Genomic DNA, 26,067 nt, shown 5'->3' on the forward strand with positions numbered 1-26,067 from the left:
GCCGAGCATAGAGAGCGCCGCTGAGTTGGCGAAGCTGGGCCGCCGGGTGACGCTGGTCTGCGGTGGCGTTCTCGGCCCGTACCTGCACGCCCGGGGCCGGCGCTCGGTTGCGCAGCGGCTGACCGAGCTCGGTGTGAAGGTCATCGACGGCTCCGACGCGAAGGTGACGAGGGCGACCTGCGACGCCGTGCGGCTCGCCGACGGTCGTGAGCTGCCCAGCGGGGTCACGGTCTGGACCGTGGGTTTCGGCGTTCCTGACCTGGCCAGGCGCAGCGGGCTGAGCACCGACTCGGTAGGCCGTCTGCTCACAGACGAGACGCTGACGAGCGTGGACGACGTGCGGATTCTCGCGGCCGGGGACGCGGCGGCGCCATCCGGCCTGCCGCTGCGGATGAGCTATTTGAACGCGACGCCGCTGGGCGCCCGGGCCGCCGACACCGCTCAGCCGCCTCGCCGAGGAGCAGCCGAAGAACCTGCACCAGTCGATGTACGCCCAGTGCATCAGCCTGCGCCGGAGCGCGGGCATCTATCAGTTCGCCAACAGGTCCGACGTCGCGGTGTGGCTGCACATCGACAATGGCCTGAGCGCCCGGTTCAAGGAGTTGGTCTGCAAGGGCATTTCCAAGCATCTGGCCGAAGAGGCGCACAAGCCCGGTTCGTTCACCATGCACCGTATGCGAGGACGTGTCGCCAACCGCCGGCAGCTGCTGCGCGCCCATCGCGCCGACGCACCGGCCCGGCAAACTGGTAGGGGCTGTGGCGTCTTCTCCAAACTTGCGGCGCGCGTGACGCCGCGGGGACTGTAGGAGTACGAATTCGCCTTGTTGCCAGATTCGTCGGCCGTGGCGACGACCGAGCCCAGGGCGTCGGTGAGGTAGTAGTGCGCCTTGCCGTCACGGGTCATGGAGTAGAGCGTGACTGCGACCGCTGCCGACAGCAGCTTTCAATCTGGACCGAACCCTTTCGCCAGACCGCCAATTGGTAGGCCTGCCGAAAGGGTTCAGGCGCCCGCAGGAAGAGGGCCAATGGTCCGGGTGACACCCACGAACGGCGTCACCCGTCTCTCACTTGCCCCGGCCTCGCATACGACTGACCGCAAAGAACACAATTCCGACAACCACCAGCACACCGAATACCATTCCAAGCCACGGCGGTCCATCGGGTCCCCCGCCGGGTGCAGCCAGTCCTACTGCATGCATCTCAGTGCTCCTCTCGACTACCAGGTCTTCTTTATCTTCGCCGAGCAACCCGGCTTGGCACTGCACGAAGTGCTGACACCAGCAGCTATCACGACGGTCACTGATGGATTCACCAGTCTCTTGGAGCAGCAACACGCGGCCGCGCCCCAGACGCAGGAACGGATGGCTTCTCTGGAGGCGAAGTACAGCGACCTGGAGCGCCCGTCGAGCATCTGCAGGAGGAGCAGCGGCAGTTGCGCCGCTGGAAGGCTGCCGCGGTCGAATACATCTACGGCATGCGCAGCATGGTCCGCGACGCGTTGCACCGCCCTGCTCCGGAGCCGCCCCTCGAGATCGTCGCCGATGTTGAAAGGCGAGAGGCTGCTTACCGAGCTCTCGGGCGTGAAGCCGAGAGAGGCTGACGCAGAGTCATCGTGGGAGCGTGTTCGCTCACGCGAATCGACAAGAGAGCACTCGCCTCGCCAGACAGATAGCTCGACCGCTACTGCTCTGCGCTCCAGCATGACCCCGGATCGGTGCGGCCTTGAGCACCTGTGCCGCAGATGGCGGCTGTTGAGAGCGACGGTGGTTCCCAGCGCCCGAAGGTAGTGCGCTGGGCAACGCTGATTTCAGGCCATGGTGAGCCTCAACCGCAGTCAGTGGATTCCATCGACTCAGGGGCGGCGCGGGCCGGCTCAGGGCTTGCCTCCAGCAGTTCGGCCGTCAAGGCATCACTACCCTTGCCAGCCATTTCGTCTTCAAGGCTGTAGTCGGGATCGTCTGCTGCGATCGCACCACGGGCCTGCTTCACGCTCTGCTTGCCGCCCTCGAGTTCGCCTTGCCCAATTACGCCCCCGTCGAACGGAATGACGGAGTCGGAACCTAGACCATCCCAATGCGCGGCAATGTAGTCGTTGTCCCCCGGCTCGCAGTATTGCTCAACCCAGTCAATGGTCACGATGTAAGAGTGGCCGGATTCGATCCGAGGCTGGTCGTGGAGGGCCAGCTCGGTGCGTTTGTTGGTATCCCCGTCAGTGAACTGCCAGCCCGCAACGGGCATCTTGAAGTTCGTCGGGGCGCCCTTCTCCGGAGTGTCAGCTGACCAAAGGACTTGATCCACAGTGAACGTGGCCGTGCGGCCGATCTTGCCTTCGCCTCGTTCGACCTCTTCGGGTGAGGGCGGCACCTCGACTATGGACGTGGGCGTTACCACGACAACATGGTCAGCGTTGGTCACCCAGTCACTTGCCGTCCTACTGGCTGCGCGATCCGAGGCTTCACCCAAGACTGTAGTTGCGTCCTCCCCCTTGCCTTCATCCCACGCCGCGACCGCGAGACCGAGGCCTCCTGCCAACACAGCCGTCGCAGCTGCTCCACCAACGATCCACTTCCTGGTCTTGTCCATGACCTCCACCAGTCCTCGCTGTTGATGTTGGCGACCTGGTTGGCACCCAGGTCCGTGTAGGAGGAGCTAAAGGGAGTGCGCATGCATCCCCACACGGAGTTGCCGATGCCTGGACCGCTGGAAGCATCCGCGCCGTGCGCAAGGCCGATTGCGTGTCCGCCCTCATGGCAAGCCAGGCCCTTACCGAAGTACTGTGCTTCCATCTGCACGAAGAACTGGTCACACTCAAATACATCGCTGGGGTCATTGCACCAGGTGTAGCCAATGGTGCCACCGGGACCGCCGCCGACAGTGGTCTCCTGGAACACGATGTCGGTCTCAGAGCCGCCGGAACCCACGTAAGTTTCCACAATATCGATTGTCAGGTCGGTGGGTTCGTACTCCCCGTTCATTGCGTCGTTGACTGATTTGCGGTTGTCGTCTTCGAGCTTGTCGGCGCCGTTTGCATCGCGGTACACGGTGACGGTGGCGTTGTCCGTCTGGCATTGGCCACTGTCGATGGTGCGCAGCACGGGCCCCCTTTTCCGCAGCTGCCTCCCGCGCCCGATATGAGGACAAGGTTGTCGTAGGTCGCGCGTGGCCCCAGGTCGTCAGCCGCAGCAGAGGTAACGGAGATGCTCGCCACGACGGTAAGCAACGCGACCACTGCCCGTCGCAGTCTGTGTATGACCTTCTGCTCCCGTAAAGGAACCCCCCTGTGATCATTACGTGTTGATGTGGTGTTGATCTGACGAGGACAGCATCGACTAGACCAGGGAGCGAACCTACGATCCGAACCGTTTCGGTGATCCGATCGCGACAGGAAGCGTCAGTTCCGCCCATTTCCACCCATAGAAGCTGATCACTCCGGACTAAATCGTTGTGGAGAGCAGTAGTTGGGTGGAATGACAGTGAGATCTGCCGGTGTCTGGTGATCTCACTGTACGGCTGTGCGAACGCACCCAACTGATCTTCCATAGGCTTCACCAGTCGTGCGATTCGCATCCGTTCCAATATGCGTAGACCTCCCACCGGTCTCCTCCAACTCGTTGACAGCGTTGCCTGCTTGAACTCCCCGAACTCGTTCGAACGATCAGTTGCGGGGTGCTGCAGGTGGTCCTCACTTATCTCCTCCCTTCATGGCCACCGGATCACTGGTCGATCCTCCTTGTACGGAGCCCGCTCGCTTCCCCCTGATGACGGAGTAGTGGAGCAAAACGTTCGGCCCGCCTGATGCTCGTCGCAGGGGAATCCCCAGCCCTATCGACCCCGCGGAACCACTCATCACCGTCCACACGCGGGCTGGCGGCCCAGGAACAGCAACGTTCATAGCCTCACCGCCGGACACAAGGCATACGGATCCCGCATCCTCTGCCGCCCACGTCACCCACCTCACCCACCTCACCCACGAGAAGGCAGTACCCCAATGTCGACGCTCGACTCGATCAACACCGGCGCCCAGGTCGGCGCCGTGCAGCGACCGGCCTGGTCGGCGGAGGTGACGAACGGTCACGGTTCAGAATGCGAAGTTGGTCTCCGACCTGCCGGACGTCCTTGTGCGGGATGACGCCCTCGGGCTTCTGGTCCGATTTGGCCTCGATGTCGGCCCACAGGTGGTTGCCCCAGCACCACGTCAAATCGCAGCGTCCAGTGCCGACCGGCTTGCTGGCCTCAGCGCCGAGGAAAATCCCCAGCTCGGTGAGAGCGGGCTCATAGGCCCGACGATGCGGTCTTCTTGAGTCCCTCGATCATGTCTGCCTCGCGGTAAGACCGCCGGGGGCGACCCTCTGAAGGAGATTCCCCCAGCCGAGCGGTGGGGCCACTGGCGCGAACACTGCCGGCAGCTGTCGGTCTGACCCGGGACGCGCCCTCAGGCAGGAACGAAGACGTCCTCATGGGCCCCGTCGAGGATGAACCCGTTGTCGAAGCGGACCCGCACGCTCACGCGAGGCGCGCGTTCCTGGAAGGCGGTCCACGCGGGTTCCAGAGAGCAGACCTTCTCTTCGAGCTGCCTCCTGCTCTCCGTGGGCATCTCGCACCCGAAGGAGTCGAGCAGCGACTTGAGCCGCTCGTACTCGCGCACATCGTCGCTGTCGTCCTGGTGGCCGACCACCTGCTCGACGGTCCCGCCGGTGCCCGCCGCCAGGGACAGGAATCCGACGACGGCCCCCGACACCTCCGCCGAATCGGTCAGCCGGGTATCCGCCGCCAGCACCACCCGCTGGCCTGCCTTCAGAGTCATCTGCTCCCCACCTCCCCCGCATCGGATACGTCCGCCACGTCCACGCGGTGCATGAACGCCTCGACGAGGCGGTCGGTGAAAGCCCGGTCGACGGTTTCCGCCGTCACCAGGACGCGGTGGTAGACCGGTCCCACGAGTTGGTCGATCTCCGCCGCCATGTCGATTCCGGCGGAGAGCTGGCCGCGTTCCACCGCGCGTTCCAGCGGGAGTCGGTCGCGTCGGCGCTGTTCGTCGAGGTACCCGGACCGAAGGGCGGCGGCGAACGCGGGATCGTGCTGGGCATGCCCGATGAGGGCTTTGAAGACGGCGCCCGCGTCGGACCGGGTGAGGAACAAGGCCAGTTGGCGCAGGTGGGCGCGCAAGTCCGGGGCCAGGTCGCCGTGATCCGGCGGGATCAGGGCTTCGGCCGCGTCCTGAAGAAAGGCGTCCAGGAGGACGTCGGTCTTGGTCTTCCACCAGCGGTAGACGGTCTGCTTGGCGACGCCCGCCCGGGCGGCGATGCCCTCGATGGTGACGCCCGTGAAGCCCTTCTCGACCAAGAGGTCGTCGGCTGCCTCCAGCACTGCCTGCCGGGCCTGTTCGCTGCGGCCATGCCTGTTGCCGTGGTGGCGTGCCGCCGGTTCCGGCCCGGCCGCCGCGGCGGCCGTACTTCCTCGTTCCATGTCTGCCTCCTGGGGCCAGAGTAGGCCAGAACCTCTAGACGCTACGCAACGGTGCGTCTAGTCTAGGTTCATGACATCCACCAACACCCCCACCAACACCCTCGAAGACCCCCGCATCGCCTCCGCCCTCGACCGGATGTTCCGGCATGCCGAACAGGACGAGGCGACCAGCAGGCGGGTCCAGGCGGAGTGGCACCAGGGTTCCGCGCCACTCGGCCCGCAGGAGCGGGCCGACGCCAACGCGGAGGTGTACATGCCGATTTCCGCCCAGGGAGGCCGCCTCCTCTACAACCTGATTCGGGCCATCCGCCCCGCCACCGTCGTCGAGTTCGGCACGTCCTTCGGCATCTCCACGCTCCATCTCGCCGCCGCGGTGCGCGACAACGGGACGGGGCGGGTGATCAGTACGGAACTGAGTGCCACCAAGGCCGCTGCCGCCCGCCGGACGTTCGCCGAGACGGGTATGGACGACCTGATCACCGTCCTCGAAGGAGATGCCCGCGAGACCCTCGCCGCAGCCGCCGGCTCCGCGGACTTCGTCCTCCTCGACGGCTGGAAGGACCTGTGCCTGTCCGTCCTGCAACTCCTCGAACCACGCCTCGCGCCCGGCACCCTCGTCGTCGCCGACGACGTCGACCTGGAGGACCTCGCGCCCTACCTCGGCTACGTCCGTGACCCCCGGAACGGCTACCAGAGCGTCACGTTCCCCGTGGAGGACGGAATGGAGATCAGCTGCCGCCTCTAGGCCGGTAAGTGGCGGGAGATGCCCGCCGAGTTCGGCCCCTGGGCAGCGGCAGCAAGCACCTCATGGACGCTCTGGAAGAAGGCGCCATGAAGCAGGAACCAGCCCCACAAGGAGCGCGGCCACAAGGATCAGAACGGACAGGCCGAGCGCCGGTGCCGGAGGGAGCTCCGCCTGTGTGAAGCCCTGCTCGACAAAGCTCCCGGGGCGGACTGACCAGCAAGAATGAGGCAGTCCTGGTATCCCAGTTGACCGGGCGGGTCACAGTGGCGGACGAAAAACAAAACCCGAAGTGCCAGCAGGCCATCGCGCGCCAGACAAGCCTGCTCCTGCGCGCGCTGGGATGAAACGTGGTGGCCTAAGCCCAGGAGAACCCCGAGCTCCGGGTCGTCGTCGCCGAGGTCTTCGACCGGCGCCTTGCGACAACCACCACCGCTGCCACACCGCGCTCGGCGGCCACCCACCGGTCAGCCGCCTCAACGACGCCACGGGTTAATACAACTAGGGCCTGTTGCGAAACGGAGCTATCGGGCTAGATGTGCTCTGGGGCAAGTACCGCTTCCTGTCAGGCTCAGGAGGGTCGTTGCCCCTGGGGACTGTCTGTTGCCATCGGGAGGCTGCGCAGTGTCAGTGCGGCCGGTGGGGGCAGCGGTTTGTTGGCGGGGTCGGTGCGGAACGACTGGAGCAGATAGGCCACCAGGCGCCGGGACGCTGCACTGTCATCCGGTAGGGCGGTCGCCAGACCGCCGTGTGCCAATAGGGCCACGGCGAGGTCGGAAGGGTGAAAATCGGACCGTAGCGCGCCCGACGCCTGGGCCCTGCGTACCAGAGTCGTGAAGTCCCGCTCGGCTCGCTGCCGGGATTGCGCGTGTTCCGACGCGGTTTCCGGGAAGGCCGCGACGAACGCGGCCGGGAACCCGCGTTCCTCCCGTTGCAGAGCGCAGACCGTCTCGACCAGCTGCTGGAAGCCCTGCCACGGGTCAGGGGCGGCCAGAGCCTCGGTGAGCGCCCGCGCGCAGGTCTCCATCTGCTGCGCGAATGCGCCTCTCACCAGGGCGTCGCGGGTCGGGAAGTGCCGGTACAGCGTCGCCACGCCGACCCCTGCCCGTCGGGCCACGGTCGCCATCGGGGCGTCGATCCCGTGCTCCGCAAAGACCGCACGGGCGGCGACGAGGACGCGCTCTCGGTTGCGCCGGGCGTCCGCCCGTACCCCGTCCCGCGCTGTGATCCGAGAGGATTCCGCCATCACTATCTCTCGCTTCCGGTCCAAGCGGACGATTGCGTCCACTTAAGAGCTTACGGTCGATGTCAGATCCGTGTACGGCCCCCGGCGGCAAAGGCAGAACGATGAACGACCCCATGATGAAGGCAGTGCTCTACGACCGCTATGGCGGCCCCGATGTGCTCTACACGGGCTGCGTGCCACGCCCTGAGCCGGCACCCGGCGAGGCCCTTGTGAAGGTGCGCGCGTTCAGCGTCAACGGCGGCGAACTGGCAGCACGTGCCGGCCGTCTCCGTCTCCTGACCGGCCGGAAATTCCCCAAGCGCGTCGGCTTGGACTTCACCGGCGAGATCGTCGCACTGGGCGCCGGAGTCACCCGGTTCGCGGCCGGCGACCGCGTATGGGGAGTATTGGGCCGCACCTCCGGGTTCGGCAGCGCCGCCGAGTACGTGACCGTACCCGCTGAACGGATCGGCCGGCTCCCCGACGGCCTTGACCTGGTGGACGCCGCCGCACTGCCGGTAGCCACCACGGCCATCACCGCCCTGCGGGACAAAGCCGGACTGCGCCCTGGCGAACGACTCCTCGTCCGGGGCGCTTCGGGCGGTGTCGGCAACGCCGCCGTCCAGCTCGGACAGGCGTACGGCGCCGAGGTCACGGCACTGGCCCGTGCAGCCAACCTCGACTTCGTCCGCGGGCTCGGCGCGCACAAGGCCGTCGACCACCGGACCGTGCGGCCGGCGGAACTGGGCCGCTTCGACGTGGTCCTGGACACCGTGGGGACCGACCTGCGGGCCTTCCGGCGCGTACTGAATCCGGGCGGTCGCATGGTCACCATCGCCTTCGACCTGAAACGGCCTGCGGCGTCGCTCGGCTACCTCGCGGCCAGCGCAATCCATGGACACGGCCGGGTGCGTTTCTTCAGCGGCAACCCCACGCGGGCGGACTTCGACGACCTCGCCCGCCATGTGGTCGAGGGCAAGCTAAGCCCTGCGGTGGACACGGTCTTCCCCCTGGAGGAGACAGCAGCGGCACACCAGGCGCTCGAAGCAGGCGGCGTCCAGGGCAAGTACGTGGTCAGGGTCGCGTAGGACGGCTGTGGAGGTGCTGATCACAGCCACTCGTTGATGGCAGCGATGAGGACGGTCACCTCGTAGCGCACCGCCAGCTTGTCGTATCGCGTGGCGACGGCGCAGTGCCTCTTGAGGCGTTTGATCCCGCACTCGACCGCATGCCGTGGTTTGTAGTCGTCCTTCCAGGCCTCGAAGAACAGCGCGATGTTGTCCGTCCAGTTGCCGGCCTTCTCCGCGATGCGGAGGTGGAGGTTGAGGAAGGACAGCGGCGCTTCCGGGGCGAACGGCGCCTCCCCCGGGGTATACGAGATGAGTTCGTACACGTCCCGCCGGTCTTTGGCACCGTCCTGGATCAGGAAGGGGTTCTGGTACGCCCTGTCCTCGAAGTAGCCGAAGTCGTGGATGGCCTTGGCCATGGTCGCGCGGAGCGTGATCTGCTGCTCCGGTAGCGGGTTCAGGGAGCGCGAGAAGGCATGGTCGAAGTCGTGGTAGCCCAGCCAGTCCAGCCGTACTCCTCCCCAAAGGCCAGCACGCGGGTGAGGTTATCGGTACCCTCCCGCGCGTCCCGCTCCTCGACCTGGTGGAGCAGCAGCCCGTCGGCGATGTCCTGCGCGTCGGCACCGTAGGCGAGCGTGACGTCCTCAGCCGGCCGAAGAGCGGTCGGTCTCAGACCCACATCGCGATCGCGCCAGCGGTCGCGGAGTGCTCCGCATGCACGGAGCACAGCCGCCCCCGGCTGCGGACTGGCACTACTGCTATGAGCCCGCATGTGGACGCTCACGGCTTCGCAGCCCGGCAGGATCGACCAACGCGCCGTAGTACGTGGCGAGTTCGGCATAGGCTTTGTTGATCTTCGGGTCGTAGAGGTCGGCTTGTATACGCCCGTCTTCAGGTTGTCCGGGACGAGCCGACGTGGGACGCCGCCGAAGTAGCGGAAGGCCGCGAAGTGTGCTTCCGTCCACGCGTGCTGGTCCAGGTGCAGCACCGGCCGGACGAATAGGTGCCGCGAGCACGGCAGAACCATCACGAACGCCCAGACCCGGTGGCGCTTCCCGGTCCGTGGATCGGTCCACGGCCCCAGGAACCCGTAGTCGATCTGGGCCTCCGAGCCGGGCTCGATGTCGTCACGCAACACGGTGACCTGCGACTTCGCTATCTCGTCCGGAAGTGTCGCGTGCACCCATCGACGGAACGAGGAGATCGACACCTGCAGCTTGTACTCATCGCGGAGCCGCTGGTGGATCGTCGAGACAGTCACCGTCCCGAGCAGGCTCTTGATGTAGTCGCGGTGCTGGTCGATGTCCGGCCAGGTCCCCCAGCCTAAGAGGTCCTAACAGAAGCCAAGATTGTGTGACTGTCCGCTTGATCGCTCGTTGTTGTTGTCGTGGGAGAGAGGGATTCGCGCCCATGGGTCGTCTCGGATGAACTGTGGTCGCTCATCGAGCCGTTGCTGCCCAAGCCAGGACTGAAGCTGGTGGAAGGCAGACCGCGGGTCCCGGACCGGCAGGCCCTGTGCGGGATCCTGTTCGTGCTGCATACCGGCATCCAGTGGGAGTACCTGCCTCAGGAGCTGGGCTTCGGCTCGGGGATGACGTGCTGGCGGCGTCTTGCCGCGTGGAACGAGGCCCGGCGTGTGGGACGAACTGCACCTGGTGCTGCTGAAGAAGCTGCGGGCCGCGAAGAGGCTCGACTTGTCGCGGGCAGTGATTGATTCCTCCCACGTAAGGCGGCCCGGCGAGGCCCAAAAGCGGGCCCAGTCCGGTCGACCGCGCGCGGCCGGGCAGCAAGCACCACGTCGTCACCGACGGCCAGGGCATCCCGCTCGCGGTCACGCTGACCGGCCGGAAACCGCAACGACGTCACGCAGTTGCTGCCTCTGCTGGACAAGATCCAGCCGGTGGCGGGCGTCGTCGGCCGATCCAGACGCAGACCCGATGCCCTGCTCGCCGACCGCGCCTACGACCACGACAAGTACCGTCGCCTGCTCTGGCAACGCGGAATCCGCCCGGTCATCGCCGAACGAGGCGTCGAACACGGCTCCGGCCTGGGCGTCTTCCGTTGGGTGGTAGAGCGCACGATCGCCTGGCTGCACGGCTCGACGGCTGCGGAACCGTTGGGAGCGCCGCGACGACATCCACGAGGCTTCCCTCGGCCTCGCCGCCCGCCTGATCACCCACCGACACGTCCAACGCCTTTGCTCGGACCTCTAAGAGGGCGTCAAGTCCGTTGCTGGTAGTGGACTTGTCCAGGTGAGCCAGGAGCGGTCCGGGACGGGAATTCGGTGTCCTGCCCACCCCATGAGGACACAGGATGGTTCGCATGACCTTGACTACTCCCATCCTGCGCACCACTCGCCTGCGGCTGCGGCCGTTCACCGAGGCCGACGCGGACCCTCTCTTCGCGCTGCACAGCAGCACCCAGGTGATGCGTTACTGGGACTCCGCGCCGTGGAACGACCGGGCTCGCGCTGAACGCTTCATCGCGGTGTGCGGAAGGATCGCCGACGAAGGCACTGGGGCGCGAGTGGCCATCGACCGTGCTTCTGACGGGGCCTTCGTCGGTTGGTGTGGTCTGATCGATTGGGATCCGGACAACCGCAGCGCGTCGCTGGGCTATTGCCTGGACCCTGCGATGTGGGGCCATGGCTACGCGACGGAAGCCGCGCACGCCTTGCTGCAGTGGGCATTCGACACATGGGATCTGAATCGAGTTCAGGCCGAGGCGGATACGCGTAACGCGGCATCTGGCCGGGTTCTGGAAAAGGTCGGATTCGTGCGAGAAGGAACGTTGCAGGAAGATTGCGTCGTAAACGGCGAGGTATCCGACTCATGGGTATTCGGGTTGCTCAGGCGAGAGTGGCGGCCGTCGACCATGCCGATACCAGCCCGCTAAAGGCGGCGTTACATCCGTTTTTGGTATTGGCCGCGTCCAGTTTGCGCGAGGAGTCCCTGACGGACTAGTCGTCCCAAGCGGGAGCGGACGTTGATCGACGGCTCGTCGGTGGGCAGGCCGAGTTGCTTGTGCAGATCGCGGACGCGGAACACCTTTCTGGGGTGCTCGTTGAACGCCGTCACGATGCGCTGGTAGACGGTGGCGGTGGCGGGATCCACGACGGTCAGTGCGTGGTCGGGCGGGCCGAGGCCGTCGATGACCTTGCGTATGGCGATGAGTTCGGCCAGGCGGACCTCGGTTTCGGCGAGGGCGGTGGTGAACTGCTCGATCAGTTCGGGCTGGTCCTTCGTCGGATCCCGCGATCCGCTGTGTGAGTGCTCGCCGCCCCCGCTGCGAGACGGGTTCCCGTCCCGCCTGGAGGTCTTGCTCGCGGCCTTCGACTCGCCGGAACGGGATCCGCGCCGGCTGCCCGCGGATCCGTCTGGACTCCGCTCTGTGCTGAGCCTCCCTCAGGGGCTGTCGGCCAGGGCGGAGGCCCGCGGTGATGCGCCTGCCAAAGACTTGCCGCTCCACCAACAGTTCCCGGGCGATTGCCTGCACGATCTCCAAGCCGTGCTGGCCGATGCGTCCGGCATCCGTGCTGCGGGCCTTGGGGGGAACGGCTCGGAGTCCCACACCGTGACCTGCACCAGTTCCCCAGTGATCCGCAGGCGGGCGGCGGTCGAAGTCACGCTCTCCAGTCCCCAGAGTGACGAGGAGTCCATCACCGCCAACCAGCCAGCCCTTCTCGAGCGGCTCCGTGCCGCTGGCCATGTATCGGTAGGGAAGTAGGGGGTGCCAATCCGTACGGCGGCGGCACCCGCTACCGCAGCTCGGACACTCTGGCCGCGTCATTTGGGTTCAACGGAACCGGACCCGACGCGGACTGTTGAAGCGGCCGATGTTGGGGTCGTAGTAGCGAGCCTGATTGTGGTACAAGCCAGTGGGGTCTTGATATCCCCCGGCAAACTGGTAGGGCTGTGGCGTCTTCTCCGAACTTGCGGCGCGGGTGACGCCGCGGGGACTGTAGGAGTACGAATTCGCCTTGTTGCCGGATTCGTCGGCCGTGGCGACGACCGAGCCCAGGGCGTCGGTGAGGCAGTAGTGCGCCTTGCCGTCACGGGTCATGGAGTAGAGCGTGACTGCGACCGCTACCGAGAGCAGCTTTCAATCTGGACCGAACCCCTTACGGCAGACCGCCAATTGGTAGGCCTGCCGAAAGGGTTCAGGCGCCCGCAGGAAGAGGGCCTATGGTCCGGGTGACACCCACGAACGGCGTCACCCGTCTCTCACTTGCCCCGGCCTCGCATGCGACTGACCGCAAAGAACACTATTCCGACAACCACCAGCACACCGAATACGATTCCAAGCCACGGCGGTCCGTCGGGTCCCCCGCCGGGTGCAGCCAGTCCTACTGCATGCAGCTCAGTGCTCCTCTCGACTACCAGGTCTTCTATATCTTCGCCGAGCAACCCGGCTTGGCACTGTACGAAGTGCTGACACCAGCCGAGGTATCACCTTGAGTGCTCGCCGACGCACGGTAGTTACCGGCAGAGCACTCCGCCTCGCCAGTCCCAGCCTGCCGAAGCATCACTGGCGCTCGTCTCGTACCCTCCGCTTACTCCTGGGGTGCCCGCCCCCGCGGAAACGCTGGGGTGAATCGCGCCGTCATCATTGACGCTGACCCCACCCCCTAGGCACGCCCCAAAGGCACACACCTCGATGTTCACTCCTTGCGAAGCGAGTCCGCTGGGGTCGATGCGGTTGACGGGGTCGCCTTCGGTGTAGAGGTAGGGGTTCTTTTCCTGGCCGGAGGGGTCAGGCTGGGTGAACCGGCCGATGTTGGGGTCGTAGTAGCGGGCCTCGAAGTGGTACAGGCCCGTCGGGTCCTGGTAGCCGCCGGCGAAACGGTAGGGCTGGGCGACCTTTTCGCTGCTCGCGGAGCGGATGACACCGTGGGGGCTGTAGGAGTACGAGTTGACCTTGGTCCCGGACCCATCGGCGACGGCTACGACCGAGCCGAGGGCGTCGGTGAGGTAGTAGTACGCCTTCCGTCACGGGTCATGGAGTTGAGTGCGCCCCCGGTTCCCGGTTGAAGCCCGTGCCCACACCCGCAGTTGAGGTCGCCGACAGACCGACCGGACCGTTGTGGAAGTAGGTGTCGCCGAGCTTGATGCGCTCGCCCTGGTCGGTGGAGCCGTACTGCCCGGCGTAGGTCTTTCCACCCACAGTGAGGGAGGTGAGCTGGCTGTGATCCGACCACTTCTCCCCCGTGCGCGTGCCCCCCGGGGGGCGAAGCCGCCGCGGTTTCGTGGCCCTCCTGGTCGTAGGACCAGTTCGTGGTGGAGCCGTTCTTTGCGGTGATCTGCTGGGCGTCGTTGACCGTGTAGGTGGTGCCGCGCGGGCAGCCCTTCTCGGTGCCCTGGCTGGTGAGGTTGCCGACGAGGTCGTAGCAGTACTGCCAGGACTCGTTCAGCGTGGATCCCTTGTTCTCCGCCGCGTAGGAGAAGCGGCCCGCCCCGTCGTAGCTGTAGGTGGTCTTGGTGCCCGCCACGGCGTCCGTGCTGGTGCGGATCTTGTCGCCGTCTGTGGTGGCGCCGGTCCCGTAGCCGTAGGTGTAGGCGAGGTCGACCAGAGTGCCCTTGCTGGACGTTGCCTTGATCTTCTGGGGGCGGCTGGACTTGTCGATGTCGACCTTCTGCACCGTGCCGCCGGGATACGCGGTCTCGGTGCGGACGTCGCTGTTGTTGTACTTGTACGACGTCACCCGGCCCTGCGGGTCCTTGAGCTCCTTGAGCTTGTTCACCTCGTTCCAGGTGTAGTCGACCTTCCCCGCCGGGTCCTGGTAGAAGTCCGCGTTGCCGGCCGGGGTGTAGGCCAGCAGGGTTTCCGAGCCGTTCTGCAGGGTGCGCACCGTCTCGCGCTGCAACGGGTCGAGCTGGTACTTCACCGTGCCCGTGTTGTCGTCGCGCTGTCGGAGGTTGCCGTCGTCGTCGTAGAAGTAGCGGACCGTGTCGTTGGTGGTGGAGACGGTCTTGATGCGGTCGAGGTGGTCGTAGGCGAAGACCTTCTTGATGCCGCGGCCGTCGGTGAGGGTCTCCGTGCGGCCCAGTGTGTCGTAGGTGTAGGTCGTCTCGCCCAGCGGCCCCGGCGGGGTCACCTTGGTCAGGTTGCCCTTGTCGTCGTAGGTGAAGGACGTTTTCACCGTCTTGGACGCCGACATTTTCGTCTCGGCCGCGCACCGCTGGCCCTCGAAGCCACCGCAGTTGGGGGTGGCCGGGTTGTAGGTGTAGGAGACGCTGCCGCCCCCGGTGCCGGTCTGCGCCACCGACTTGGTGTTGCCCACCATGTCGTAGGTGAAGCTGGTCTTCTCACCGTCAGCGTTCGTCGAGTCCTTTGGCACGTCCCCGCCGGCGATCGTCTGCCAGCTGTTGACCGACTTGCCGCCCGTCGGGGATGTGACGCTCTCCAAGTTGTTGCGAGCGCTTAAGCCGTAGTCCGATACGTTGCCCGGCGTACTGCCCGAACCCATCGCATCGGTCGCGGTGTCGATGTTGCGGTTCGCGTCGTACTTCGTGGAGCGCTTGTGCTTGAGGGCGTCGGTGACCTCCTCGACCTGACGTCCTTGTCGTGCTTGTAGCTGGTGGCGTGCTCTTCCGGGTCGGTGACCTTCGTTGTCCCTGCGGCCGCCGGAGTGGACGTGTCGTACGTATACGTCCACGTCGGACCCGTGTGACCCGATCCGTTGAACTCCGTGGCCCGCAGCATGGACGTGACGCGGTTGGCGCTGTCGTAGGTGAAGATGGTGACCCGGCTCTCGGGCGTGGTGATTTTTGTCAGGCGGCGGGAGGAGTCGTAGTCGAAGGTGGTGGTCTTGCCCTCGGCGTCCGTGGTCTTGTGCAGGTTGCCGGCGGGGTCCAGGTCGAAGACCGCGGTGCGGCCGGAGTTGTCCTTGGCTTGCCACTGCGAGGCGTCGGTCTTCACCAGGTCGACCCACCGGTTCGAGCGTGCCTCGGTCAGCTTGAAGCCCTTGTTCTGCCCACCCTCGTCGTGCTGGGCGACGGTGGTGGCGCCTTTGTTCCTGTCCGCGCTGCTGTGGGAACTGATTGCTCTACAGATGGATGCCCGGCACAGGTGGGCTGGGGCTTCTCTGCTGCTCAGCGTCGGCTGGAGTCGTGCTGCGTATGGTCTCGGCACTCTGTCGGCATCTAGAACATGTCTCGGCATTCCTCGATGCGTGCAACGATTTCTGGATCCTCGGCGATCGCTGGGTCGAATCTCGTTTCGTCGTCCAGGAACGCTTCGTAGAACTGGCCTTGGGTCATGGCGTATACGCCGGTAAGGTCGGCGCCCCCCAGGTTCGTCATTTGTACGCCCGTTGCCTGGAAGCTCGCCCCGCTCAGGTCCACCATGCCAAAGTCGGCTTCGCCGAGTTTCGCTAGGTTCAGGCTGGCCCGATGGAAGGAGGCCCTGGTGGCGACTGCAAAGCTGAGGTCGGCGTCCATCAGGTTGGCGCAGTCAACCTTGGCGTCGCGCAGACGTGCGCCGCACAACACGGCACCGTGTAGGTTCGCGTGAAGCAGGTGGGCTCCATCGAGGACTGCTTCGTGCATTACGGCCCCCTCGAGGTCTGCTTTGGTGAGACGAGTATTACGGAAGTCGACAAGGTCCAATACGGCTTCCTTGAGTACCGCACCTGACAAGTCGACTCCAGATAGATCGATCGTAAGATTCTCCTCCCGATTCGGCCGGAGAGCTACGGCGGTCAGCGCAGCCTGCACGTCCATGGTTGGCCTGTCCGATGAGGCACCATCAGACTCTGCCGTAACAGCTGGTGCGTGTTGTCGCACGTATGCGGCCAGCACCTCTACTACTGAGTCGTGATCCTTCGCGCTGTCATGCATGATGCGCTTGAGGGAGTAGATACCACCCAGCCGTTCAGCGAGGTTCCCTGACCCCAGCAGCTTGATCGCCTCAACGTAGCGATCGGTGACTTGGCCCTCGCGAGTGAGCTCGGCTTGCTCGGCGTCACGCTTCTGCGCTTCCTGGAGGGTGGTCTCGAACTGTTTCTGGCTCTCCGTGAACTGCTGCTGGGCGTGCTGGAACTGTTCGCGCTCAAGTTGGTGCTTCTGCCGCGTGTAGTACAGCCCTGCAGCGGTGAATCCGCCCGCGGCGATAGCGACGAGCATGGTGCGGAATCCGGTGACGATGATTCCGGCGCTGGAGACGAGTTTGCCGTCTTCCTTGAGGTGGTGGCCTTCGATCCACCACGGGCCCCAGATGAGGAGTGCAGTGAAGGCAAGGGTGCAGGCAGCTGCGAGTGCCCAGTGCCACCAGCGGAACGGCTTCTTGGCGGGTTGGTCGTCGCTCATGCGGGTCATGATGCCGTGGACTGGGTGTTGTACGCCGGGAACGGCCATCTTCGGAGCGGCAGGAACGCGGTCTCAGCGAAACCACCGGCGCCCTGATCTACTCGTGCTTCTCGATCACCATGGCGTGCACCCGCTTGTGCGGTGAGGCGATCCAGCGTCGCTGGGGCGCACCTCGAATGCTCATCGGGGGTGCCGCGATCGGCGGACTCGGACGGCCGGCGCAGTCATGGCGCCGTCACCGGCGTTGACCTTCGCCGGCTTTACTGTCGCTGGTGTCGGTCTTGCCTACGCCTCCCCCGTCGTCATCGAGTTGAGCCGAGCTGCCGGGCGGCGACCCGATGGGGGCGGCGGCGAACGCGAGGTAGCGTTCGCGACAACCATTGCCTACAGCGGGTTCCTGCTCGGAGCTCCGATGGTGGGCGGCGCCGCCGAGCTGACCAGCCTGCCGGTCGCGCTTGGCGCTGTCGCCGTGCTCGTGTTGTTGACCGGCCCGCTGACCCTGGCCGCCAGTACCTTCCGGCGCCGGGAGTTGCCGCGAGCTAGCCCTACAGAGTGTCGTCGCCGACTGAATAGCAGCCGCGGAAGTAGCGCAGCCCGTAGGTGCGGTGGTAGATCGCGGGATGTCGCTCGGGCCGACCCTGCTCGGCCCAACACGCCCCGGCGGCGGGCCGGTTCCCGAGTGGCCCAAACTCGTCGAACGCGAAGCCCCGGTCCGAGAAGCGGTCCAGCGTTTCTCGATCCGGCCGAGCTTGGCGTCACGCTTGCGCCCATTTTCGGCAGCGGGGGCAACACCGCTTCCAGCCGCGCCCACTGCGTATCCGTCAGATCACCACGAGACATCCGAAGATCGTTTCACGACCTTGATCAACATCTCGAACAGGCCCTAGACAGCCGTCGATGCCGATCATGCTCTCCCCCTCCCCCTCCCCCTCCCCCTCCCCCTCCCTCACCCCCACACACGGCCGCTCACTCGGCGCCGCCGCTGTCCAGGCGGACGAGCATCTTGCCCATGCTCGCGCCGCTGAGGACGCCCAGGAACGCGGCCGGGGCGTGGTCGAGGCCGTGCACCACGGTCTGCTCGGTTTTCAGGGTGCCATCGGCCAGCCAGGCGGCGCCCTGCTTGATCCAGTCGGGGAAGAGGCGGAAGTACGAGTTCACCAGCAGGCCGCGCAGGCTGAGCTCCTTGGTGTACGCCTGGAAAAGGTTGGTCGGGCCCGGCACCGGGGCGGTGGCGTTGTACGCGCTGATCGCGCCGATCAAGGCGAATCGGGCGCCGGGGCGGGCGGCGTCGATGGCCGCCTCCAGGTGGTCGCCGCCGACGTGGTCGAGGTAGATGTCGATGCCTTCGGGAGCCGCCTTCGCCAGCTGCTCGGCGATGGGGGCGGCCTTGTAGTCCAGGGCCGCATCGAAGCCGAAGTCGTCAAGCAGCTTGGCCGTCTTGGCCGGGCCGCCCGCCGAACCGATCACCCGCGCGGCGCCGAGGCGGCGGGCCAGCTGCCCGGCCACGCTGCCGACGGCGCCGGCCGCGGCGGAGACGAACACCACGTCGCCCTCCTGCACCGGCGCGACCTCGGTGACGGCGGCGTACGCCGTCAGACCGGTGGTTCCCAGCGCGCCCAGGTACGCCTCGGCAGGGGCGAGCGCAGTGTCGACCACGGAGACCGCGGCGGCGTCCAGCGTTGCGTACTCCCGCCACCCGGCGAAGTGCGACACCGTGGCACCGGCCGGGACCGCCGGCGCCCGGGAGGCGACGACCTCGCCCACCGCGCTGCCCTCGAGTGCGACGCCGAGCTGGAACGGCGGGATGTAGGAGGGGACGTCGGTCATCCGGCCGCGCATGTACGGGTCGACCGACATCCAGTCGTTGCGGACCAGGATCTCGCCGTCGGCCAGGTCCGCCGGTATGTCGGCGTGGACCAGGTCGAAGTTCTCGGCGCTAGGGGCGCCGGTGGGGCGCGAGGCCAGGCGGATCTCGCGGCTGGTACGGGGGATGGAGGCGAGGGTGCGCGTAGGGGTGGTCATGAGTGGCTCCTTGAGGTAGTTCCGGGAGTTCCCCGCAGCAGCACGAAGGCGAGGACAAGGGCCGCCGCCACGAAACCGGCGGCGGTCAGGAAGGCCGCGTGATAGCCCTCGAGCAGCGCGGACCTGGCGGCCTCGCCGCCGGATCCGAAGCTGTCCGCGCTGCCCGCTTCGAGGCCGCTCGTACGGGCGGTAACGACCGCGCTCATCACGGCGAGGCCGATGGCGCCGCCGATCTGCTGCGTGGTGTTGAACAGGCCGGAGGCGATGCCGGACTCCTCGGGGGCGACGGCGGCCATGCCGAGCCCCATCATGGCGGGCGCGGCCAGGCCGAAACCGATGCCCATCAGCAGGGACGCGGGCAGGAAGTCCACCGCGTACGTTCCGTCCGTTCGGCTGAACGACAGCAGCACGAAGGCCGTCGTGATCAGGACGAGCCCCAGGTACAGGAGCGGCCGCTGCCCGAACTTCATGATCAGGCGGGCCGAGAGGCCGAGCGAGATCACCGCGATGACAGCGGCGACCGGCATGAAGCCGAGCCCCGCCGCGAGCGCGCTGTAGCCAAGCACCTGCTGCAGATACAGCGTCCCGAAGAACAGCAGCCCGAACATGCCTGCGATCACCATGAACTGCACGGCGTTCGCCGCGGTCAGCCGCCGCGAGCGGAACAGCCGCAGCGGCAGCAGCGGCCGCTCGGCGCGGGCCTGCCGTACGACGAATCCGGCGAGCAGCGCGAGGGCGAGCACGCCGAGCAGCAGGGTCCGGGCGGAGGCCCAGCCGGCCTGCTCGGCGTCGACGATGGTGTAGACGAGCAGCATCATGCCGGCCGTGGCCAGGGCGGCACCGAGGAAGTCGGTGCCCTTGTCCAGGCCCTGCGACTCGTCCTTACGGATCGCACGATGGCCGAGGGCGATGACCGCCGCGCCGATCGGTGCGTTGATGAAGAAGATCCAGTGCCAGCTGAGCAGGTCGGTCAGGACGCCGCCGAGCAGTGGCCCGACCGTGCCGCCGCCCGCGGAGGCGAAGCTGTAGGCGCCGATGGCCTGGGCTTGCCGGCGCGCGTCGGTGAACTGGGTCGCCACCATGCCGAGAATGCAGGCCGAGGCGATCGCGCCGCCGACGCCTTGCAGGAACCGGAAGCCGATCAGCGTGGCCTCGCTGGTCGCGAATCCGCACAGCAGCGAGGCCGCGCTGAAGAGTGCGACGCCGACGAGGAAGACCCGCTTGCGCCCGATCAGGTCACCGAGTCGGCCAGCGAGCATCAGCAGCCCGCCGAACGGGACGACGTAGGCGTTGACCACCCAGACCAGGTTCTCCGCGGAGAAGCCGAGGCCGCGCTGCACGGTCGGGAGGGCGACATTGACGATGTTCTGGTCGATGACGATCATCACTTGCCCGATGCAGAGCACGGTGATCGTCAGCCAGGGCGATGTGGCTCGCGGCCGCTCGGCCGCGGCCTTCGCGGTGACCGCCCGCCCGGTCACGGTCTGCCCGTGAAGGTACGGACGTAGTGCTCGGCGATCTCGTCGCTGGTGGCCGTCCACACGCCCGGGTGGTTCACGATGTATTCCAGCGCCTGGTCGAGGTACTTGGTCCTGAACGCCTGACCGATGACGAACGGATGCAGTGCCAGCGCCATCACCCGGCCGCCGGCGGCCGAATCGTCGTGCAGCTGGTCGACCTGGTCCTTGACCAGCTGCACGAAATCGGGCCCGGTCATGCCGTGCATGGTGAAGAGTCCGAGGTCGTTGAGCTCGACCGAGTACGGCACGCTCAGCATGCCAGGGATGTTCAGCGGGTACGGCTGATCGTCATTGGTCCAGTCGAGCACGTAACCGAGGCCGAGCTCGGCAAGCAGCGTCGGCGTCCGGAAGGTCTCGGTGAGCGCCGGGCCGAGCCAGCCGCGCGGCCGCTGCCCGGTGGCCTTCTCGATCGTCTCGACGACGCCGATGAGATAGCCGCGCTCGTCCTCCTCCGTCATCCCGGCCTGCAGGGTGGAGTTGTCGCGGCCGTGCGCGAGCCACGCCCAGTTACGGGCCAGGCCGGCCTCGACGATCTGCGGATAGTGCTCACAGACGGCGGAGTTGAGCAGCGCGCTGGCGCGTACGCCGTGCCGGTCGAGGGCCTGCATGACGCGCCAGATACCCACCCGGACGCCGTATTCGCGCCAGCCGTGGTTCAGCGGGTCCGGGACGAGCGCGGCGGTTGCCTCGTTCAGACTGGTCGAGGGGGTGCCGAGCTGGAAGTGTTCGATGTTCAGCCCGACGTAGAACGCCACCCGGGCACCGCCGGGCCATCTGAAGCGCTCCCGCTCGGTGATCGGACTGTAGTCGTAGAGCTCGTTGTCCATAGCCATGGCTTGCATGCTGTCTGCTGACGCCTGCCGGAACGAGAGCGACCTGATCTACGATCGGTGCACGAAGCTCACCAGTTGGTTTCACGGGGCGGGGCACGGGGTGGTGATCAGCGATGCTGGAGCGGCATGAGATCGAGGCCTTTCTGGCCGTAGCCGAGGAGCTGCACTTCCGCCGCGCCACCGAGCGGCTCGGGCTCGCCCAGGGCCGGGTGAGCCAGATCGTCGGCCGACTCGAACGCCGCCTGGGCGTCGCGCTCTTCGCCCGTACGAGCCGCAAGGTAGCCCTGACCCCGGCGGGGCAGCGCCTGTACGACGGCCTGGCCCCGGCCCACCAGGAGATCCAGGAGGCGGTCGCGCAGGCACTGGCGACCGGCAAGGGCATCACCGGCACGCTGCGCGTGGGCTTCTCCTCGGCGTGGGCGGGTGACATGGTGCTGCGGACCGCCGAGGTCTTTCGCCGCACCCACCTCGGCTGCCTGGTCGAGATCCAGGAGATCCCGCTTTACGACACCTTCGGCCCGCTGCGCGCCGGCGTGGTGGATCTGCAGCTCACCGAGTTCCCGGTGGAGGAGCCCGACCTGGTGGCCGGCTCGGTGATCTTCTCGGATACCCGGGCGATGATGGTGCCCGCAGACCACCCGTTCGCCCGGCAGGAGTCGGTCTCCGTGGAGGACTTGGCCCGCGCCCCGCTGATCGGCGTCAAGGGCGACAGCCCGCCGTACTGGCGCGAGTACATCTGGCCCAGCAAGACGCCGCAGGGCAAGCCGATCCCCCGGGGCCCCACCTTCGTGTACTGGCTGGAAGTCCCCCCGCTCGTCGCCTCCGGCCGCGGCATCTCCGTCGCGTCGCTGCGCGCCGCCCGCTACCACGGCCGCCCCGGCCTCACCTACGTCCCGTTCTGCGACGCTCCGTCCCTCGACTACGGCCTGATCTGGCGCCGCGACGGCTTCACGTCCCGGGTGCAGGCGTTCACGGACACGCTGTGCCGCATACGCGCGGGGCGACCGTAGGGCCTCCTTTCGGATCTTGTCGGCTGACACGGGGAGGTGCCATCCAGCACGCCGGTCACCCCCGGGGCCAGCAATGTGCTGTGCCCGGCGAAGAAGAACGTCACCGGAACGATCGACCTCAGCCTCCGGCTGCAAGAACGCCTCAGCCCGCCGGCCGACGACAAGCCGGAGACATACAGCGAAGGCGCGCCCCCTTCCGCCTCCATGACCGCGTCCAACAGATCCGCAACAACCCCCGCAGGTCGAGCTGGGAGACCGTCAGGGGAGACGCTGAAGAGCGTCACAGGCCTCAACATCGATCAGGAGTATGTCGAGCTGCTGCAGAACTCGCAGGACGAGAAGGTCCCCGACATAGTTCTTGGGGGCCCGGAGACTTCACTCTCACGCGCGGCACGGACAAGAGCGAGAAGTTCACTCAGTGGCTCCTGGACTCCCGTGACCCGACCAGGACCGAAGAAGATGCCAAAGACATCGTGCTGACGTGTGTGGACGCACAGAACAATGTGGTGAAGAGGTTCCAGGTCACCGGCGCGCGACTCACGTCGGGTTGGGCAGATCCAGATCCATGGTCAGCCAGGGTCCTCGGTGGCCGCCATGTCCACCACCGTCTTCACCGCGCCCAGGCGAAGGCCACCGGCCGGAGGAAACCGACCGGGGGCCTTCGCTCGTCCACCTGCCGTCCCCCGGGGCCGGCAGCGGCGGGCGTGGTTCAGCCAGGCGCGGCGGCCGCCGTTTCCCGGCGGGGTGGGTGATCGCGGCGTTGATGCGACACACACCTCACCAGGCTGGCCATACCGTCTGGGCCCAACTACGTGTGTGCTGTTCCATCTTGGGCAGGTGGTCGGGTACGGGCAGCACGCCCAGTTCATGACAGAAAGCGGGATGCATGCTCACAGTGACGGACAGCCAGCAGACGCGGACGCAGGCAGAGGACGAAATCGCCCAGCGCGCGCACACGGATCCGTCATCGGTGACCCCCCGCGACGCGCGGACCATCTCCAAGCGCTTCTTCGACCAGCTCACCGAGCTCGAGGAAGGAACGCGCGAGTACCAGTACGTGCGCAACTGCCTGATCGAGATCAACCTCTCCCTTGTGAAGTACGCCGCCTCCCGCTTCAGGCACCGCGGCCCGCAGGAGATGGAAGACATCGTCCAGGTCGGCACCATCGGCCTGATCAAGGCCATCGACCGGTTCGAACTGACCCGCGAGGTCGAGTTCACCTCCTTCGCCGTCCCCTACATCACCGGCGAGATCAAACGCTTCTTCCGCGACACCAGCTGGGCCGTCCACGTGCCGCGCCGCCTACAGGAAGCCCGCATCGAACTGTCCAAGGCCACCGAGGAGTTGCGCACCCGCCTCGGACGTATCCCCTCCACGGCCGAGCTCGCCGAGCTGATGCAGCTGGAACCGGCGGAGGTCGCCCAGGCCCAGATGGCGTCCAACGGCTACAACGCCGCCTCCCTGGACGCCTCCGTGACCAGCAGCAACGACGAGTCCGACACCGCGCTGGCCGACTTCATCGGCTTCGAAGAGGACTCCTACGACCTCATCGACAACTTCAACTCCCTGGCCCCGCTCATCGCCGGTCTCGACGAGCGCGAACGCACCCTGATCCACCTGCGCTTCGTCGAAGAACAAACCCAGACCCAGATCGGCGAAGCCCTCGGCTGCTCCCAGATGCACGTCTCCCGCCTGATCACCCGCGTCGTGGCGAAACTCCGCACCGGCCTGATGACCACCAACTAGGCCACCCCAGGAGACCAGCGCCCGGGACTCACCCCTCCCCCACGCATCTCGGCACTCACACCGCAAAAATCCTCCGGGCCCAGCCCATACCGACCGTCGGCTCCCGGCCCGCCGCAGACACATCCTCGGCACCGACCGTGCTGTACGCGAGAGACACGTGAGGGTAGCGGATCGGCGCCGTAGTGAACTGCCCCGGAAACCGTCTCTCCGTTAGCGTCGTCAGCGTGTCGATGATCGCCATGAACTGCCCCCGGCCGACCGGCAATCTCCACGGCCGCAGCGCAAGCGAAGGCCGGTCGAACGTCAACGTGAAGGGCCCCCCGCCCGCGCACCCGACGACGTCGACGGCCAGGGCGCGCACCTCATCGGTATCGGTGCCGCCCAGCCCGACCGCGTACAGGAGCGTGCAATGCAGGTCCTGCGGAGCAACACCACGTAGGCTCCGACGGTCGAAGTGCGGATACGGACCCTTCAGCGCACCCGCCTCGCCGCGCGTCGGCAGAATGAACCGGTGCGGAGCGCTGCCTTTCCGGTCCCTCAGGGCGTTCCTGACGCGGGGAGGTCGCCCCCTACGAGAGATCGAAGGGGGCGGGGGTGTGGCCTTCCCAGATCCGGCGGGAGACCTGTTCGGGGTAGGGCACAGTCTCTGACTCGGCGTCCAGGACGCGGGTGAGCTGCTGGTCGGGTCGGTAGGCGGCCCATCCCGCGTCGCCGGTGGTGACGAAGCGGACCCATGCCTCCCTGAATTCACGGGAGAGCCCGAGAGCCTCGGGTGTGGGCTCGTCGCCGATGAGTTGCGCGCCGACAGGACTGTCCAGGGTGCCGAACGCCAGCGGGACGTCGAGGCTGTGGCAGGCACCCAGGGCGCCGCCCAGAGCCGGGGCGGTCCAGCGCAGCTCGAACAGGAACGAGGTGCCGCCGGCTGCGGCGTTCGCCTCGGCCAGCTTCTGCGACGGCATGCGGAAGAGGGCGTCGGAGTACACCGTCTCCAACAGCTCCTCCGGGCCGGCCTGTGGAAACCCGGCACGGTACGCGTCGGCGCCGCCCGGCTGCGGGGCAAGCAGCTCCAGGGCTGCACGGGCGTCCTGCTCGGTGAAGGTGCCCCGCCGTCCGCTCATGACGCTGAACAGCCGGAACTCGTCGCGGGTGTGGCCCACGAGCAGCTCGGTCCCGCTCGCGCGCGCCCCGCTCAGCGCGGCCCAGGGCGTTTCGGGCAAGACCTCGCCGTCGACGACGGGGCACAGGGCGGTGCCGGTCTCCGTGAGCCGTCCCCAGCTCTCCCGGTGTGCAGGGAGGTCGGCGTTGAAGGAGGTGAGTTCCGCGGCCAGGTGCCAGGGGTCGATGTCGCGCATGGCCGCAGCGGTGGGGGCCGGCGCGCCGAGCCGGTCCGCGAGCGCGGCGGTGACCTGCCGTGCCAGCGCGGGGGTGCTGTGCAGCCCCGGCACCGAGTGGGCGATGGCCCGCCGGAACAGGCCGCGCGCCGGCTGCATCGTCAGGAGAGCGGCGACCGACCCTGCCCCGGCGGACACTCCGCCCACGGTGACTTGGTCGGGGTCGCCTCCGAAGGCGGCGATGTTGCGCTGCACCCACTCCAGCGCCGCGATCTGGTCGAGGAATCCGCGGTTGGGCGGCGCGTCGTCGAAGAACGCGTAACTCTCCACGCCCACCCGGCAGTTGATGCTCACCACGACGAGTCCCGCCTCGGCCAGCGCCGCCGGGTCGTACATCGGGTCGCTCGACGCCGCCGAAATGTAGCCGCCTACGGGGATCCACACCAGCACCGGCAGTCCTGCCGCGCCCGGATCCGGAGTGCCGACGTTGAGCGTCAGCCAGTCTGTGCCCTGCGGCGGACCCACGTCGATCGGCAGGGACAGCGGTACCACGGGGCCGAACTGGGCCGCCTGCCGCGTCCCCTCCCAGCGCTGCGGCGAGGCGGGCGCGGCGAAGCGAAGTGCTCCCACCGGGGGCCGGGCGTAGGGGATCCCGCGGAACACCGCGTGACCCTGCCGCCGGCGCCCCTGCACCACACCCTCGGTGGTCCGCACTGTTGGCTCTTCAGGCAGCCGTTCGGGCATGACACTTCCTTCCTCGAGCGGGCTCCAGGGTTGTAGGTCAACTGTATTATGTCA

At 66.9% G+C, this 26,067-nt stretch carries 20 protein-coding genes and 4 pseudogenes; 8 read left to right on the forward strand and 16 right to left on the reverse strand.

Annotation, left to right across the window (positions count from 1 at the left end; genetic code table 11):
- Window positions 1-7: 7 nt before the first annotated feature.
- Window positions 8-806 (forward strand): annotated as a pseudogene (locus tag ACIBCK_RS37385) (FAD-dependent oxidoreductase); the annotation flags it as partial.
- Between the two features lie 1,018 nt (window positions 807-1,824).
- Here ACIBCK_RS37385 and ACIBCK_RS37390 read toward each other — a convergent pair.
- From ACIBCK_RS37390 to ACIBCK_RS37405, 4 genes are all read right to left on the reverse strand, one after another.
- On the reverse strand, window positions 1,825-2,415 hold the full coding sequence (locus ACIBCK_RS37390) for a hypothetical protein (protein ID WP_399397620.1): 591 nt from the start codon (window positions 2,413-2,415) through the stop codon (window positions 1,825-1,827).
- On the reverse strand, window positions 2,412-3,095 hold the full coding sequence (locus ACIBCK_RS37395; protein ID WP_399397622.1) for a hypothetical protein: 684 nt from the start codon (window positions 3,093-3,095) through the stop codon (window positions 2,412-2,414). The genes ACIBCK_RS37390 and ACIBCK_RS37395 overlap by 4 nt, the downstream gene beginning before the upstream one ends.
- A 1,337-nt stretch (window positions 3,096-4,432) precedes the next feature.
- Window positions 4,433-4,804 (reverse strand): hypothetical protein, encoded by a 372-nt coding sequence (locus ACIBCK_RS37400; RefSeq protein ID WP_399397624.1) that lies wholly within the window; start codon window positions 4,802-4,804, stop codon window positions 4,433-4,435.
- A complete protein-coding gene (locus ACIBCK_RS37405) occupies window positions 4,801-5,466 on the reverse strand; it encodes a TetR/AcrR family transcriptional regulator (protein WP_399397625.1) in 666 nt (221 codons plus the stop codon). Before ACIBCK_RS37405 ends, ACIBCK_RS37400 begins: the two co-directional genes overlap by 4 nt.
- A 70-nt stretch (window positions 5,467-5,536) precedes the next feature.
- Here ACIBCK_RS37405 and ACIBCK_RS37410 point away from each other — a divergent pair, with 70 nt between their 5' ends.
- Window positions 5,537-6,211: an O-methyltransferase gene (locus ACIBCK_RS37410; protein WP_399397627.1), complete on the forward strand. Its 675-nt coding sequence runs from the start codon at window positions 5,537-5,539 to the stop codon at window positions 6,209-6,211.
- 568 nt (window positions 6,212-6,779) lie between these two features.
- Here the strand turns inward: ACIBCK_RS37410 and ACIBCK_RS37415 are convergent.
- Window positions 6,780-7,454 carry a TetR/AcrR family transcriptional regulator gene (locus tag ACIBCK_RS37415; RefSeq protein WP_399397629.1) on the reverse strand — a complete coding sequence of 225 codons (675 nt, stop codon included), beginning with the start codon at window positions 7,452-7,454 and terminating at the stop codon, window positions 6,780-6,782.
- Between the two features lie 101 nt (window positions 7,455-7,555).
- Between ACIBCK_RS37415 and ACIBCK_RS37420 the strand changes: the two genes are divergently transcribed.
- Window positions 7,556-8,521: an NAD(P)-dependent alcohol dehydrogenase gene (locus ACIBCK_RS37420; protein ID WP_399397630.1), complete on the forward strand. Its 966-nt coding sequence runs from the start codon at window positions 7,556-7,558 to the stop codon at window positions 8,519-8,521.
- 20 nt (window positions 8,522-8,541) lie between these two features.
- Here ACIBCK_RS37420 and ACIBCK_RS37425 read toward each other — a convergent pair whose 3' ends face one another.
- The gene (locus ACIBCK_RS37425; protein WP_399397631.1) at window positions 8,542-8,919 is read right to left on the reverse strand and encodes a hypothetical protein; all 378 of its coding nucleotides are present in this window, start codon (window positions 8,917-8,919) and stop codon (window positions 8,542-8,544) included.
- A gap of 38 nt (window positions 8,920-8,957) precedes the next feature.
- Window positions 8,958-9,761: a hypothetical protein gene (locus ACIBCK_RS37430; RefSeq protein ID WP_399397633.1), complete on the reverse strand. Its 804-nt coding sequence runs from the start codon at window positions 9,759-9,761 to the stop codon at window positions 8,958-8,960.
- A gap of 126 nt (window positions 9,762-9,887) precedes the next feature.
- Here ACIBCK_RS37430 and ACIBCK_RS37435 point away from each other — a divergent pair.
- From ACIBCK_RS37435 to ACIBCK_RS37445, 3 genes and pseudogenes are all read left to right on the forward strand, one after another.
- A pseudogene (locus ACIBCK_RS37435) lies at window positions 9,888-10,713 on the forward strand (IS5 family transposase).
- 109 nt (window positions 10,714-10,822) lie between these two features.
- Entirely contained in the window at window positions 10,823-11,395 is a 573-nt protein-coding gene (locus ACIBCK_RS37440) for a GNAT family N-acetyltransferase (RefSeq protein WP_399397635.1), read from the forward strand.
- A gap of 161 nt (window positions 11,396-11,556) precedes the next feature.
- Window positions 11,557-11,769, forward strand: a complete 213-nt coding sequence (locus ACIBCK_RS37445) for a hypothetical protein (RefSeq protein WP_399397638.1) — start codon at window positions 11,557-11,559, stop codon at window positions 11,767-11,769.
- Between the two features lie 526 nt (window positions 11,770-12,295).
- Here the strand turns inward: ACIBCK_RS37445 and ACIBCK_RS37450 are convergent.
- From ACIBCK_RS37450 to ACIBCK_RS37480, 7 genes and pseudogenes are all read right to left on the reverse strand, one after another.
- Complete coding sequence (locus tag ACIBCK_RS37450) at window positions 12,296-12,562, reverse strand: RHS repeat-associated core domain-containing protein (protein WP_399397640.1); 267 nt, start codon at window positions 12,560-12,562, stop codon at window positions 12,296-12,298.
- Window positions 12,563-12,978: 416 nt separating this feature from the next.
- Window positions 12,979-15,520: pseudogene (locus ACIBCK_RS37455) on the reverse strand (RHS repeat-associated core domain-containing protein); the annotation flags it as partial.
- A 122-nt stretch (window positions 15,521-15,642) separates the two neighbouring features.
- Window positions 15,643-16,806, reverse strand: a complete 1,164-nt coding sequence (locus tag ACIBCK_RS37460) for a pentapeptide repeat-containing protein (RefSeq protein WP_399397642.1) — start codon at window positions 16,804-16,806, stop codon at window positions 15,643-15,645.
- A 548-nt stretch (window positions 16,807-17,354) separates the two neighbouring features.
- A pseudogene (locus ACIBCK_RS37465) lies at window positions 17,355-17,569 on the reverse strand (IS630 family transposase); the annotation flags it as partial.
- A 203-nt stretch (window positions 17,570-17,772) separates the two neighbouring features.
- On the reverse strand, window positions 17,773-18,828 hold the full coding sequence (locus ACIBCK_RS37470; RefSeq protein ID WP_399397644.1) for an NADP-dependent oxidoreductase: 1,056 nt from the start codon (window positions 18,826-18,828) through the stop codon (window positions 17,773-17,775).
- On the reverse strand, window positions 18,825-20,309 hold the full coding sequence (locus ACIBCK_RS37475) for an MFS transporter (RefSeq protein ID WP_399397646.1): 1,485 nt from the start codon (window positions 20,307-20,309) through the stop codon (window positions 18,825-18,827). The genes ACIBCK_RS37470 and ACIBCK_RS37475 overlap by 4 nt, the downstream gene beginning before the upstream one ends.
- Window positions 20,306-21,181 (reverse strand): polysaccharide deacetylase family protein, encoded by an 876-nt coding sequence (locus tag ACIBCK_RS37480; protein WP_399397647.1) that lies wholly within the window; start codon window positions 21,179-21,181, stop codon window positions 20,306-20,308. The genes ACIBCK_RS37475 and ACIBCK_RS37480 overlap by 4 nt, the downstream gene beginning before the upstream one ends.
- 113 nt (window positions 21,182-21,294) lie before the next feature.
- Here ACIBCK_RS37480 and ACIBCK_RS37485 point away from each other — a divergent pair, with 113 nt between their 5' ends.
- Together ACIBCK_RS37485 and ACIBCK_RS37490 are read left to right on the forward strand one after the other, a co-directional pair.
- Window positions 21,295-22,191 (forward strand): LysR family transcriptional regulator, encoded by an 897-nt coding sequence (locus ACIBCK_RS37485; protein ID WP_399397649.1) that lies wholly within the window; start codon window positions 21,295-21,297, stop codon window positions 22,189-22,191.
- 886 nt (window positions 22,192-23,077) lie between these two features.
- The gene (locus ACIBCK_RS37490) at window positions 23,078-23,938 is read left to right on the forward strand and encodes a SigB/SigF/SigG family RNA polymerase sigma factor (RefSeq protein WP_399397651.1); all 861 of its coding nucleotides are present in this window, start codon (window positions 23,078-23,080) and stop codon (window positions 23,936-23,938) included.
- A 55-nt stretch (window positions 23,939-23,993) separates the two neighbouring features.
- On the opposite strand, the gene ACIBCK_RS37495 is transcribed toward ACIBCK_RS37490, so the two are convergent.
- On the reverse strand, window positions 23,994-24,179 hold the full coding sequence (locus ACIBCK_RS37495; RefSeq protein ID WP_399397652.1) for a hypothetical protein: 186 nt from the start codon (window positions 24,177-24,179) through the stop codon (window positions 23,994-23,996).
- Window positions 24,180-24,507: 328 nt separating this feature from the next.
- Complete coding sequence (locus ACIBCK_RS37500; protein WP_399397654.1) at window positions 24,508-26,013, reverse strand: carboxylesterase/lipase family protein; 1,506 nt, start codon at window positions 26,011-26,013, stop codon at window positions 24,508-24,510.
- Between the last annotated feature and the right edge of the window lie 54 nt (window positions 26,014-26,067).

Origin of the sequence: Streptomyces sp. NPDC051218, from assembly GCF_044455475.1 — a bacterium.
Classification (GTDB): Bacteria; Actinomycetota; Actinomycetes; order Streptomycetales; family Streptomycetaceae; genus Streptomyces.

What these genes read in the sequence shown, in the direction of transcription:
- ACIBCK_RS37405 (WP_399397625.1), bottom strand. Translation starts at nt 5,466, where the DNA reads ATGGAACGAGGAAGTACGGCCGCCGCGGCGGCCGGGCCGGAACCGGCG.
- ACIBCK_RS37440 (WP_399397635.1), top strand. Translation starts at nt 10,823, where the DNA reads ATGACCTTGACTACTCCCATCCTGCGCACCACTCGCCTGCGGCTGCGG.
- ACIBCK_RS37450 (WP_399397640.1), bottom strand. Translation starts at nt 12,562, where the DNA reads ATGACCCGTGACGGCAAGGCGCACTACTGCCTCACCGACGCCCTGGGC.
- ACIBCK_RS37485 (WP_399397649.1), top strand. Translation starts at nt 21,295, where the DNA reads ATGCTGGAGCGGCATGAGATCGAGGCCTTTCTGGCCGTAGCCGAGGAG.
- ACIBCK_RS37425 (WP_399397631.1), bottom strand. Translation starts at nt 8,919, where the DNA reads ATGGCCAAGGCCATCCACGACTTCGGCTACTTCGAGGACAGGGCGTAC.
- ACIBCK_RS37470 (WP_399397644.1), bottom strand. Translation starts at nt 18,828, where the DNA reads ATGACCACCCCTACGCGCACCCTCGCCTCCATCCCCCGTACCAGCCGC.
- ACIBCK_RS37420 (WP_399397630.1), top strand. Translation starts at nt 7,556, where the DNA reads ATGAACGACCCCATGATGAAGGCAGTGCTCTACGACCGCTATGGCGGC.
- ACIBCK_RS37460 (WP_399397642.1), bottom strand. Translation starts at nt 16,806, where the DNA reads ATGAGCGACGACCAACCCGCCAAGAAGCCGTTCCGCTGGTGGCACTGG.
- ACIBCK_RS37415 (WP_399397629.1), bottom strand. Translation starts at nt 7,454, where the DNA reads ATGGCGGAATCCTCTCGGATCACAGCGCGGGACGGGGTACGGGCGGAC.
- ACIBCK_RS37490 (WP_399397651.1), top strand. Translation starts at nt 23,078, where the DNA reads ATGCTCACAGTGACGGACAGCCAGCAGACGCGGACGCAGGCAGAGGAC.
- ACIBCK_RS37495 (WP_399397652.1), bottom strand. Translation starts at nt 24,179, where the DNA reads ATGGCGATCATCGACACGCTGACGACGCTAACGGAGAGACGGTTTCCG.
- ACIBCK_RS37410 (WP_399397627.1), top strand. Translation starts at nt 5,537, where the DNA reads ATGACATCCACCAACACCCCCACCAACACCCTCGAAGACCCCCGCATC.
- ACIBCK_RS37480 (WP_399397647.1), bottom strand. Translation starts at nt 21,181, where the DNA reads ATGGCTATGGACAACGAGCTCTACGACTACAGTCCGATCACCGAGCGG.
- ACIBCK_RS37500 (WP_399397654.1), bottom strand. Translation starts at nt 26,013, where the DNA reads ATGCCCGAACGGCTGCCTGAAGAGCCAACAGTGCGGACCACCGAGGGT.
- ACIBCK_RS37400 (WP_399397624.1), bottom strand. Translation starts at nt 4,804, where the DNA reads ATGACTCTGAAGGCAGGCCAGCGGGTGGTGCTGGCGGCGGATACCCGG.